Source organism: Mesorhizobium sp. dw_380 (assembly GCF_018588885.1).
Taxonomy (GTDB): Bacteria; Pseudomonadota; Alphaproteobacteria; order Rhizobiales; family Rhizobiaceae; genus Mesorhizobium.
Genome location: NZ_JAFFIW010000076.1, coordinates 1 through 10,332 on the forward strand (window position 1 = coordinate 1; position 10,332 = coordinate 10,332).

A 10,332-nucleotide genomic window follows, 5' to 3' on the forward strand; every position below is an offset into this window, starting at 1 on the left:
AGGGCGCGGAAGGGCCGGGAAACAGGCCAATCGGGCCCGGGGGATTTCCGGGGGACAAAGGGCCTCGGGGGGGAAGGGGACGCGGAGTAGAGTGCCCGGAGTCGCGGCTAATCGACGAAGCCGGCGCCGCCCCTCACCTGCCTGCCGGCATCCTCTCCCCGTATAGTGACGGGGAGAGGGGCGCTGTCATCGCTGATTTCGCCAATCACCAGCGTTGCAAGTGAGGCGCCAGCGTTGCGGCCAGTTCCTTCTCCCCGTCACTATACGGGGAGAAGTGCCCGGCAGGGCGATGAGGGGCGGCGCCGGCTTCGGCAATTAATATCTCGGTTGTAAGGTGAAAGTCGTCGACTGAAGCCACTCGTTCTCCCCTTCATCCTTGCCAATTGGCAAATACATGCTATATCTGTGCCAATAGGGTGAGTAAAAATGCAGCTTCAGTCCATAGTCACCACGCCGGCCGCGGTCGGCTCCGCCATTTCGGATGAAGAGGCGGGCGCCTTGGCGCGCACCACGGTCAACCTGTTCAAGGCGTGGGGCCTCACCGATCTCGAGGCCTGCATCCTGCTCGGCGGCATGTCGGCGCGGACCTGGGCGCGGTGGAAGGAGGGCGGCATCGGCAGGATCGACCGCGACCTGCGCACCCGCATGGCGCATCTGATGGGCATCCACAAGGGCCTGCGCTATCTCTTCACCGAGCCGGCGCGCGGCTATGCCTGGATCCGCAAGCCCAATGCCACCTTTGGCGGCCAGTCGGCGCTCGACCTGATGCTGCGCGGCGAAATCTCCGATCTTGCCGCAATGCGCGAATGGCTCGATGCGGAGCGTGGTGCATGGTGAGTGGGCTCGCGGTCCGGCGCCGCGTCCACTGGCACCAGACCTTCCGCATCATCCGCTCCATCCATCCGCCGATCGACCTCTTCGAAGACATTGCCGACCCGCGCGACTGGGAGGCGCTTGCCGCGGTCGAGGAGAAGACCAACCCGCGCATAAGGCTCGAACTCGGCGACCTCGGCAAGGTGCCTGCCGCGAGGCGGGTTTCCGGTCCCGGTGCGAGCTTCGTGATGGCGCCCTTCGTGCATTGTTCGACGCTGCGGCCCGGCCGTTTCTCCGATGGCAGCTACGGCCTCTATTATGCCGGCGACAGCGAGGATGTGGCGCTGGCCGAAACCATCCACCACCACCAGAATTTTATGCGCGCCACCAGTGAGGATCCGGGCTGGACGGCTGACTTTCGCGTGCTGATAGGCAGCGTCGACCGCGACCTCGATGACGTCAACGCCGTGCCCGGCGTGCTCGACCCAGACGACTACACCGCCTCGCAGGCGGAAGGGCGGGCGCTGCGGGCGCAAGGCAGCGACGGGCTGGTATGGAACAGCGTGCGCATGCCGGACGGGCAATGCGTCGGCATCTTCTGGCCCGATGTCATCCCGGTTCCGGTGCAGGGCCGGCACTACAGCTACCACTGGGACAGCAAGCGCGTGGATTTCGTGCGCCAGCACGATACGGGCAAGGTGCTGGCGGTTACATGATGATCTAGCGGCCCATTCCCTTGGAAAGGTTGGCGCCCGGCGGCGTTATTCCGGTTTCGTGCCGCGTCCAGAGGGCAACGTGCTCCGATCGCCGGCAAAAATGGCATGGATTTCCTGCCATATCGTCTCTATCCGATCTATATATCGGTTGAGATCGATGCAGGTGAAGATGGACCACGACATCATATTGAAGGCGCTGGCGCATCCGTTTCGGCGGGATGTGCTGGCGTGGCTGAAGGAGCCTGAACGGCACTTCGCCGCGCAGGCGCATCCGCTCGAGATGGGCGTCTGCGCCAGCCAGTTCGACCATCGCGGCCTGGCTCAGTCCAGTGTTTCGGCGCATCTGGCAACGCTGGCGTCGGCCGACCTCGTTACGACGCGGCGGGTCGGCCAATGGGTGTTCTACAAGCGCAACGAAGAAACCATCGCCGCCTTCCAGGCTGCCTTGTCCGATCTCTGACGATCCTCCCCATTCCCCCAAAATGCATGAAAGGCATTTCTCATGGCTACCCTCTTTGATCCCTTGCGGGCCGGTGACCTGGCATTGGCGAACCGCATCGTCATGGCGCCGCTGACGCGCAATCGCTCACCCAATGCGGTACCCGGCGACCTATCGGTCACCTACTACGGCCAGCGCGCCACGGCGGGGCTGATCGTGACGGAGGCCACCGCCATCAGCCATCAGGGCCAAGGCTATGCCGACGTGCCCGGCCTCTACGGGGCGGATCAGCTTGCCGGCTGGAAGCGAGTCACGGACGCGGTTCATAAAGCCGGCGGCAAGATCGTGGTTCAGCTCTGGCATGTCGGACGCATCTCGCACAATTCATTGCAGCCTGGCGGCGGCAAGCCGGTGGCGCCATCGGCGATCAGGGCAAAATCCAAGACTTTCCTGGTCAAGCCGGATGGCAGCGGCGAGTTCGTCGAGACGTCCGAGCCGCGCGCGCTCGACGCGGCCGAAATCCCCGGCATCGTCGATGATTTCCGCCGCGCCGCCAAGGCCGCGATCGAGGTAGCGGGTTTCGACGGCGTCGAGATCCATGGTGCCAATGGCTATCTCGTGGACCAGTTTCTGCGCTCGGGCACCAACCATCGCAGCGATGATTATGGCGGCTCCATCGAAAACCGGGCGCGCTTCCTGTTCGCGGTGGTCGACGCGGTCACGGACGCTGTCGGCGCCGGCAGGACCGGGATCAGGCTGTCGCCGGTAACACCCGCCAACGACGCTTCGGACACCGATCCGCAGCCGCTTTTCAATCATGTGGCGGCGGGCCTGGGCAGCCGCGGCCTAGCCTATATCCATATCGTCGAAGGCGCGACCGGTGGCGCTCGCGATTTCAGCCAAGGCGAAAAGCCGTTCGACTACACGGAACTCAAAGCCACCTATCGCAAGGCTGGCGGACATGGCGCCTGGCTGGTGAACAATGGCTACGACAAGGAGTTGGCTGAAAAGGCCGTCGGGGACGGCTATGCAGACCTTGTCGCGTTCGGCAAGCTGTTCATCGCCAATCCCGACCTCGTCAGTCGCCTGAAGCGGAATGCCGGACTGAACGACCCGGACAAGGCGACGTTTTATGGCGGCGACGCCAAGGGGTATACGGACTATCCGACGGCAGCCTGAGTCCGGACGGTTTGCCCTTTCGCCCGCGGCGGAAGGGCAGCCGGTCGCCTGGGGCGACGATCCGGACTGAACATTCGGCCCGAACGGCCGTTGCACCGCAAGCCCAACGGCCGCCGGACAGACTGACGGGATGCGCCGAGAGGGGCTCCTGTCGCCGCGCTCAGTGCCTGAGAATCTTGCTTAGAAACGCGCGGCTGCGGTCGGTCCTGGGGTGCGAGAAGAACTCGTCTGGCGTGCCGCTTTCGACGATGGCGCCGGCGTCCATGAACACCACGCGCTGGGCGACCTTGCGGGCAAAGCCCATCTCGTGCGTCACCACCATCATGGTCATGCCTTCCTCGGCGACCGCCACCATGACGTCGAGCACTTCCGAGATCATCTCGGGATCGAGGGCCGAGGTCGGCTCGTCGAACAGCATGACCTTGGGCCGCATGCCGAGGCAGCGCGCAATCGCCACGCGCTGCTGCTGGCCGCCAGAGAGCTGCGCAGGATAGGCATCGACCTTGTCGGCGAGACCGACCTTGGCCAGCAGTTCGCGCCCGGCATGCTCGGCCTCGGCGCGCGGGATTTTGCGGACATGGATGGGGGCGAGCGTGACGTTTTCGAGCGCGGTCTTGTGCGGGTAGAGGTTGAACGACTGGAAGACGAAGCCGATCTCGGTGCGCAGCCGCGTCATGTTGGTGGCGGGATCGCCGAGGCGCTGTCCGTCGACGACGAGATCGCCGTTCTTGATTGTCTCCAGCCCGTTGATGCAGCGGATCAAGGTGCTCTTGCCCGAGCCGCTCGGGCCGCAGACGACGACCACTTCGCGCGGCTCGACGCTCAGCGTGATGTCCTTCAACACGTTGAGCGCGCCGAACCATTTGTTGACGCCACGAAAGTCGATCATGCCGGTTTTTGTCAGGCTCGGCTTGGTCATATCTGTTGGGCCCTTCGCGTTCGATGTCAAAGCTGCACCTCGCCATGGGCGGCACCCATGCGGCGTTCGAGCCTGCGGGCGAGCATGATCAAGGGATAGCAGACGATGAAATAGCCGACGCCGACGAGGAAGAAGACCAGCAGGCCGTTCGGCACACGCTGCACCACCAGCCAGCCGACCCGGGTGAGGTCGGTCAGGCCGATCGCCGAGACGACGGAAGAATCCTTGATCAGCAGCACATATTGCCCGACCAGCGGCGGCAACACGATGCGCATCGCCTGCGGCAGCACCACCTGGCGCATGCGTTGCCAGCGCGACAGGCCCGATGCGAGCGCCGCCTCGACCTGGCCTGATGGCACCGAGCGAATGCCGGCGGCGACGATCTCGCAGATGAAGCAGGCGGCGAGATTGGTCAGCGCGATGATGCCGGCGGTGAAGGCATCGAGCTCGATGCCGAATTCCGGCAGGATGAAGAAGATCAGGAAGATCTGCACCAGGAACGGAGTTCCCCTGATGAGGTCCACCCAGGCGCCGATGACGCTGCCGACCAGCCGGTTGCCGCCGGTTCGCAGGATGCCGAGGCCAAAGCCGAGAGCCGTGCCCAGCACCAGGCTGATCAGCGACAGCACCACCGTCATGCCAAGGCCGCGCAAGGCGAGGGGATAGCTGCCGGCGAGGCCGAGGAACTGTTGCCAGATCATGTCCGCGCCCCCGCCGTGCCGAGCCAGCGGCTGGAGAGACCGGCCAGCCCTTTGAGGCCGTAGTAGAGCAGCAGGTAGAAGGCCGCGATGGTGAGAAAGCCTTCCGCCGGCATGAAGCGGTCGGAGGCGAGCAGCTGGCCGGCGCGCGTCAGCTCGGCAACCGAGATCAGCGACAGCAGCGCGGAATCCTTGACCAGCACGATCGCCTGGCCGAGCAGCGGCGGGATCGTCACCTTGAAGGCTTGCGGCAGGATCACCAGGCGCATGCGCTGGGCATAGGTCATGCCCGAAGCGACGCTTGCCTCGACCTGGCCGCGCGGGATCGACAATATGCCGGCGCGAATGATTTCAGCGACATAGGCGCCGCTGTTCAGCGACAGCGCGAGGATGCCCACCGCCAGTTCGGGCAGGACGAAGCCGAGCCGGGGCAGGCCGAAATAGAGGAAATAGAGCTGCGCCAGCAGGGGCGTGGCGCGCACGGCGTCGATATAGGCCTTGGCCGGCACGCGAAACAGCCATGCGCGCTGCAGATTCGCAGCGCACAGCACGATGCCGACGACAAGCGCGCCGACGAAGGACAGCGCCGACAGCCAGACGGTCGTGACCAGGCCCTGCCCGAACAGGGGCAGGTATTCGACGATGGTGCGGAAACTGAAGTTTTCGAGCATGGCCGCGCGGCGGTGAAGAGGGAATGGTGAATAGCGAATAGCGAATAGCGAGTAGCGAGTAGGGGGGTAGGGAGTAGGGAGCAGCAAAGCTTGGCCGGAACGGCCATTCCCTATTCGCTACTCCCTATTCGCTACTCGCTAATTCCTCAGTGATCCTTCTTCCAGGCGTCGGAATTGACCCAGTAGTCGAGGTTCTTCTGCAGGCGGCCGTCGATCGTGACCTGGTTGAGGAACAGGTTCATCCAGATCAAGAGGTCGGACTCATCATAGCGCGTGGCGAAGGCGAGCGGCTCCTTTGACAGGAGATCCGGCATGATGGTGAAGCTGCCGGCCGGATAGGCCGTCGACTGGCCCTTGACCGCCGAGACGTCGTTGACGCCGCAATCGGCCTGGCCGTTGTTGACGGCGTCGAGCAGCAGCGGGCCGCCGCCCTTGTAGCTCTTGATGTCGGCATCGGGGAAGGCGGCCTTGGCTTCCTTCTCGCCGGTAGCCCCTAGCAGCACGGCGATCTTGGTGCCCTTGGCCTTGCAGTCCTCGGTGGTCTTGAACTTGCTGTCGGCCTTGGTGAAGACGGTGCTGCCCGTATACATGTAAGGCGTGGTGAAGGCGACCTTCATGCCGCGCGCCAGCGTCGGCGTCATGTCGGCGACCAGCAGGTCGGCCTTGCCCGACAGCAGCGCCGGGATCAGCCCGTCCCAGTCGAAGTCGAGGAAGGTGATCTTGACGCCCATTTCCTTGGCCATCAGTTCGGCGAGTTCAACCGAGCTGCCGGTGCGTTCGCCATTGGCGCCGACCAGTGAGAAGGGCGGTCCCTGTGTTTGCACGGCGACGCGCAGTTCGCCGCGCTTGGTGATGTCGTCCAGCGTTCCGGCACTGGCAGCCGTGGTGAGGCCGGCAAGTGCGAGTCCGGCGATGAAAAGTTTGGCAATCTTCATTTGGCATTCCTCCTTGTTTTATTGTTCCACGTTGTTGTTTCACCCTTCAGGGTGCTTTTTTGAACGGCGGCGCCGTTGCCGGCGGCAGCCACCGTTCGAAAATTCTCAGTCCCAGGCCACCATCTCGGCAACCTTGATGCCGCGTTTGGCCAGCTCATCGAAGAAGGGACCGTCAGGCACGTCGAGCAGCGGGTTGAGCAGGCCAGCCTTGGTGATTTCACCACGCGCGAACATCTGCGCCACGATGCTGGCGGGATAGCCGACGCCCAGGCTCATGCCGAACAGGCCGGAAGCCAGGTCGCGCTCGATGATCAGGTCCGACGTCACCGTCTTGGCGCGGCCGCCTTCGAGGCCGGAGAAGACGTTGCGCATCACGCAAAGGTCCTTTTCGCCGGGGCCATATTGCAATTGCGGGCCGAGCAGCCGGCCGAGAAACTCGCGCGGGCTGGCGCCGGTGCCGGCAACCTTGTCCTCGGACAGGAATCCCAGCTCCTTCAGCGGTGCCCAGAACGCCGACCATCCGGGCCAGCGCAGCGTGTAGCGGCCGGAGCGGCGCAGTCCCTTGGCGGTGGCCAGCATCTCGACGTAATGCAGGGCGTCGCCATTGGGAAAGGCTTCCAGCCTGCCGAGACCGTCGACTTCGATTTCGTGGATGAAAGGGTTGTCGTGCTGGCGGGCGGCCGGCACCGCGACGCGTTGCCCGTCCTCGATCATCACGCTGTCGCGGTTCTGGCTGACCAGGACCATGTCGAAGTTCCAGCTCACCTTGTAGCAGAGAGGCTTTGCCATCGCTTTCGGCTCGGGGATGCCGCCGCAATAGGAATCGATTGATGTGATTGCGTCGAACTGGCGGGCGGCGCGCGCGTAGAGCACGAGGTCGATGCCGGGATCGAGCCCGCACTCGGTCATAACAGCCACGCCGGCCTGTTCGGCGGCCGGCGCCAGGTCGGCGATCGCCTTGCCGTAGTTGGTGGTGACCAATGGCGTGCGTGTCGCGATGGCCGCCTGGACCGCGTCGCGCATCAGCGGCTGCGGCAACAAGTCGATGACAGCGTCGACATCCGTCAGCACGTTGGCGAGCGCCGGGCCGATCGCCCCCTCGGGCACGACGAAGCGCACGCGGGCAACGTCGGTCAGGCCGCCAAGCCGGGCCGCGCCGTCCGGGGCAGCATCGACGCAAACTACCTCCTCGACACCGCTGGCGACGAGATCGGCAATCGCCGCCCGGCCTTGCAGGCCGAGGCCTCCGAGAACCGCGATCTTCATGCCGGCTCCTTGCGATCTTCCGACCAGCAGCCTTCCGGCAGGCTGACCCATTTGTTGCAGGACGCCATGACGACGAAGGTCTCGCTGCGCACGACCTCGCCCGGCTCGCCGGCGCCCGGGATCAGTTCGCTGGTGACGCGGTAGAGATCGGCGACGTCGCCGGCCACCGTCACGTCGACGATGATGTCGAAGCGTCCGGTGACGACCGAGGCCGAGTTGACGAATGGCAGTTCGGAAATGCGCTGCGCCAGTTCGCGCGCCCTGCCGCGCCCCTGGGCGTTGATGCCGACAATGGCCGAGATCAGCTCGGGACGCTCGGTCAGGTTCAGCAGGCCGACGATCTTGAGCAGGTTGCGGTCAAGCAGGTTGCGCAGCCGCGAGCGCACCGTCGGCACCGAAATCGCCAACATCTCGGCAATCCGGTTGATGCCCGGCTGCGCGTCTTGCGACAGCTGTTTGACCAGCCGCCGATCAGTCAGATCGAGATGTTCCCGCAAAGTCCCCGTCTTTCATAAAAAGAAAAAAATAGGCGTGTTTTTTTGTCTATGTGTAAACAGGCTACTTTACGGCTTTTTGAAAAGCAAGGGATTGATTCCGCGCGGCTGGGAAATGTCGGCGCCGTGCGGCTGACCCGCTCCTATGGCCATGTCGCTTGCGTGGCGGAACTGGAAGCGGACGCGGCACTTTCCGGGACGATGGCGATGCCCTGCGGGACCAGCCGGCAGACATTGTCGAGGCCGGGCACGCGGATGCGGATGTGCGGATGGCCGCCGAGGCGGACTGCTATGAGGCCTGGGCATCGCCGCTGGTGGGCGTGGCAACCGGTCTGGTCACCGGCGCCACCGGCGTCTTCGTCATCCCGGCGGTGCCTTATCTGCAATCGCTGCGGCTGGAGAAAGAAGACCTCATCCAGGCGCTCGGCCTGTCCTTCACCGTGTCGACGGCGGCTCTCGCCATCGGCCTGCTCAGGACCGGCGCCCTGGTGTCGCCGACGGCGCAACTGACGGGGTCGATGCTGGCGCTGCTGCCGGCACTGGCCGGCATGTGCATCGGCCAGCGCTGCGCCGGACCATGAGCGTCGAGACCTTTGTGTTCTTTGTCGGGCTGCTGGCGCTGGGAGCCTATCTCGTGCTGGAGATCGCGTTCTAGGCACTCTGGCCTTCCGAGAGTGCTTACGGGAAGGTAGTCAGCCGAGGCACGCGCCGAGGTCGGCGAGCGTGATCATTAGCGTCAGCGGCTCGACTGGTGAAGGCTCGAATCCGACAGCCATATAGAAGGCTCGGGCATCGTCCGATATCGCTTGCACCAATATGCCCCTGATTCCCAGTATTTCAGCGGCCTGAAGGATCCGCAGACCGGCATCCCTTACCAGCGCGCGGCCGATGCCCCGGCCGTGATGGGCTCGGTCGACCGCCAACCTGCCCAGCACCACAACCGGGATCGGGTCGGGCATGTTGCGCCGGAAGCGACCAGGAGCTTCGACCATCCTCACGCCGCCGCTGGCAATGGCGTAGTAGCCAACGACACGGTTGCCGATGCAGGTCACATAGGTCCGAGATGCGCCGCCCGCCTGGTTGGCGCGTGCCCGTTTTTTCAACCAGTCGTCGAGTGAGGGTATGCCCGACGAAAACTCATTGAGGTCGTGATGATCGGCGAGCGGAAACGGAGCCGACAGACTCACGCAGCGTCCCACGGAGCCTTTGTGGCCATCGTGCGCTGCAACCGCTCGTTCGGTTGCGGCGGCGTGTCGAGACGCGCCAGAAACGCAGCGTAGGCATCCGGCTCGGCGGTAAACACGAGACGGTTGAGCAGCGCGTCCTCGGCGGCCCGTTGGGACGCGTCCAGCATAAAGTCGGTCCGGTTCTTGCCGAGGAGTTCCGCTGCCCGGTCGATCAGATTGCGGACCTCGGGCTTGACGCGGATATTGAGCGGAACGCTCTTCGGCAATCGCTGATGTGAGGCTGGCATCGATAGCTCCTTCTCGTGCAAATCTAGCATGGCGTAACGATATTGTCATTACGCCATACCGTACGGGTGGCCGATGTAGCTGTGATCCGAGGCAGTCCTATCGCACCACCAGCACCGGGATCGCGGTGTAGGACAGCACTTCCGCAGTCTGGCTGCCCAGGAGCAACCGGCCCAGGCCGCGGCGGCCGTGCGAGGCCATCACAATCAGGTCGCAGCCTTGCGCCTGCGACAGTTCCAGGATCGCTTCGGCGGGCCGTTTGTCCTCGACATGGATCACCTTGGCGGACACGCCGGCGGCATCGGCTGACGCCTTGCACTTGGCGAGAACCTCATTGCCATATTTGCGCGCTTCTTCCTGGTAGACGGTCAGTTCATCGCCCGCCGCATAGCCGGCCATGGCGCCGCCCCAGGCGAAGATCGGGAATTGTTCGGAGACGGTGACGAAGGTGACCGTAGCGCCGATGCCCTTGGCCAGCGTGAGGCCATGGGCGACGCCCTTGTCGGCCAATTCCGATCCGTCGGTGGCGATAAGCAGATGTTTGTACATGATGATCTGACCTGTTGTGCAAGGGCCGAAGCCCTTGAGGTGGCGGGAGCCTTGGAGCGGCTTGTCCTGATATAGTTGCGCGGTTGGGCTCCTCACAGGGCCAGCGCTATGTGGATCAAGGATAGGTAGAGATGGACCAATGGCCGGCCTTGGCGCCGCCCCTCATTGCCCTGCCGGGCAT

The 10,332-nt window shown here is 64.3% G+C and carries 13 protein-coding genes and 1 pseudogene; 5 read left to right on the forward strand and 9 right to left on the reverse strand.

Annotated elements, in window-relative coordinates; genetic code table 11:
- Nucleotides 1–426: 426 nt before the first annotated feature.
- The 4 genes from JT360_RS32140 (at nucleotide 427) to JT360_RS32155 (ending at nucleotide 3,147) form a co-directional block, all read left to right on the forward strand.
- A complete protein-coding gene (locus tag JT360_RS32140) occupies nucleotides 427–837 on the forward strand; it encodes an MbcA/ParS/Xre antitoxin family protein (protein WP_140499170.1) in 411 nt (136 codons plus the stop codon).
- A complete protein-coding gene (locus tag JT360_RS32145) occupies nucleotides 831–1,529 on the forward strand; it encodes an RES family NAD+ phosphorylase (RefSeq protein WP_214477292.1) in 699 nt (232 codons plus the stop codon). The genes JT360_RS32140 and JT360_RS32145 overlap by 7 nt, the downstream gene beginning before the upstream one ends.
- 169 nt (nucleotides 1,530–1,698) lie before the next feature.
- On the forward strand, nucleotides 1,699–1,989 hold the full coding sequence (locus JT360_RS32150; RefSeq protein WP_214477313.1) for an ArsR/SmtB family transcription factor: 291 nt from the start codon (nucleotides 1,699–1,701) through the stop codon (nucleotides 1,987–1,989).
- Nucleotides 1,990–2,031: 42 nt separating this feature from the next.
- On the forward strand, nucleotides 2,032–3,147 hold the full coding sequence (locus JT360_RS32155; RefSeq protein WP_214477294.1) for an alkene reductase: 1,116 nt from the start codon (nucleotides 2,032–2,034) through the stop codon (nucleotides 3,145–3,147).
- Between the two features lie 160 nt (nucleotides 3,148–3,307).
- Here JT360_RS32155 and JT360_RS32160 read toward each other — a convergent pair whose 3' ends face one another.
- The 6 genes from JT360_RS32160 to JT360_RS32185 form a co-directional block, all read right to left on the reverse strand.
- Nucleotides 3,308–4,066 (reverse strand): amino acid ABC transporter ATP-binding protein, encoded by a 759-nt coding sequence (locus JT360_RS32160; protein WP_284732072.1) that lies wholly within the window; start codon nucleotides 4,064–4,066, stop codon nucleotides 3,308–3,310.
- Between the two features lie 26 nt (nucleotides 4,067–4,092).
- Nucleotides 4,093–4,767, reverse strand: a complete 675-nt coding sequence (locus JT360_RS32165) for an amino acid ABC transporter permease (protein WP_214477296.1) — start codon at nucleotides 4,765–4,767, stop codon at nucleotides 4,093–4,095.
- On the reverse strand, nucleotides 4,764–5,435 hold the full coding sequence (locus JT360_RS32170; protein WP_214477299.1) for an amino acid ABC transporter permease: 672 nt from the start codon (nucleotides 5,433–5,435) through the stop codon (nucleotides 4,764–4,766). The genes JT360_RS32165 and JT360_RS32170 overlap by 4 nt, the downstream gene beginning before the upstream one ends.
- Before the next feature lie 146 nt (nucleotides 5,436–5,581).
- A complete protein-coding gene (locus JT360_RS32175; protein ID WP_214477301.1) occupies nucleotides 5,582–6,370 on the reverse strand; it encodes an ABC transporter substrate-binding protein in 789 nt (262 codons plus the stop codon).
- Between the two features lie 105 nt (nucleotides 6,371–6,475).
- On the reverse strand, nucleotides 6,476–7,636 hold the full coding sequence (locus JT360_RS32180; protein ID WP_214477304.1) for a saccharopine dehydrogenase family protein: 1,161 nt from the start codon (nucleotides 7,634–7,636) through the stop codon (nucleotides 6,476–6,478).
- Complete coding sequence (locus JT360_RS32185; RefSeq protein ID WP_214477305.1) at nucleotides 7,633–8,133, reverse strand: Lrp/AsnC family transcriptional regulator; 501 nt, start codon at nucleotides 8,131–8,133, stop codon at nucleotides 7,633–7,635. The genes JT360_RS32180 and JT360_RS32185 overlap by 4 nt, the downstream gene beginning before the upstream one ends.
- Before the next feature lie 287 nt (nucleotides 8,134–8,420).
- Here JT360_RS32185 and JT360_RS32190 point away from each other — a divergent pair.
- A pseudogene (locus JT360_RS32190) lies at nucleotides 8,421–8,785 on the forward strand (TSUP family transporter); the annotation flags it as partial.
- A 37-nt stretch (nucleotides 8,786–8,822) separates the two neighbouring features.
- Here the strand turns inward: JT360_RS32190 and JT360_RS32195 are convergent.
- From JT360_RS32195 to JT360_RS32205, 3 genes are all read right to left on the reverse strand, one after another.
- Nucleotides 8,823–9,317: a GNAT family N-acetyltransferase gene (locus tag JT360_RS32195; protein ID WP_214477307.1), complete on the reverse strand. Its 495-nt coding sequence runs from the start codon at nucleotides 9,315–9,317 to the stop codon at nucleotides 8,823–8,825.
- Nucleotides 9,314–9,604: a type II toxin-antitoxin system TacA family antitoxin gene (locus JT360_RS32200; RefSeq protein WP_214477309.1), complete on the reverse strand. Its 291-nt coding sequence runs from the start codon at nucleotides 9,602–9,604 to the stop codon at nucleotides 9,314–9,316. The genes JT360_RS32195 and JT360_RS32200 overlap by 4 nt, the downstream gene beginning before the upstream one ends.
- Nucleotides 9,605–9,701: 97 nt before the next feature.
- Nucleotides 9,702–10,151 (reverse strand): universal stress protein, encoded by a 450-nt coding sequence (locus tag JT360_RS32205; RefSeq protein ID WP_214477311.1) that lies wholly within the window; start codon nucleotides 10,149–10,151, stop codon nucleotides 9,702–9,704.
- Nucleotides 10,152–10,332: the final 181 nt, after the last annotated feature.

What these genes read in the sequence shown, in the direction of transcription:
- JT360_RS32180 (WP_214477304.1), bottom strand. Translation starts at nt 7,636, where the DNA reads ATGAAGATCGCGGTTCTCGGAGGCCTCGGCCTGCAAGGCCGGGCGGCG.
- JT360_RS32205 (WP_214477311.1), bottom strand. Translation starts at nt 10,151, where the DNA reads ATGTACAAACATCTGCTTATCGCCACCGACGGATCGGAATTGGCCGAC.
- JT360_RS32175 (WP_214477301.1), bottom strand. Translation starts at nt 6,370, where the DNA reads ATGAAGATTGCCAAACTTTTCATCGCCGGACTCGCACTTGCCGGCCTC.
- JT360_RS32170 (WP_214477299.1), bottom strand. Translation starts at nt 5,435, where the DNA reads ATGCTCGAAAACTTCAGTTTCCGCACCATCGTCGAATACCTGCCCCTG.
- JT360_RS32155 (WP_214477294.1), top strand. Translation starts at nt 2,032, where the DNA reads ATGGCTACCCTCTTTGATCCCTTGCGGGCCGGTGACCTGGCATTGGCG.
- JT360_RS32165 (WP_214477296.1), bottom strand. Translation starts at nt 4,767, where the DNA reads ATGATCTGGCAACAGTTCCTCGGCCTCGCCGGCAGCTATCCCCTCGCC.
- JT360_RS32140 (WP_140499170.1), top strand. Translation starts at nt 427, where the DNA reads ATGCAGCTTCAGTCCATAGTCACCACGCCGGCCGCGGTCGGCTCCGCC.
- JT360_RS32200 (WP_214477309.1), bottom strand. Translation starts at nt 9,604, where the DNA reads ATGCCAGCCTCACATCAGCGATTGCCGAAGAGCGTTCCGCTCAATATC.
- JT360_RS32150 (WP_214477313.1), top strand. Translation starts at nt 1,699, where the DNA reads ATGGACCACGACATCATATTGAAGGCGCTGGCGCATCCGTTTCGGCGG.
- JT360_RS32160 (WP_284732072.1), bottom strand. Translation starts at nt 4,066, where the DNA reads ATGACCAAGCCGAGCCTGACAAAAACCGGCATGATCGACTTTCGTGGC.
- JT360_RS32145 (WP_214477292.1), top strand. Translation starts at nt 831, where the DNA reads ATGGTGAGTGGGCTCGCGGTCCGGCGCCGCGTCCACTGGCACCAGACC.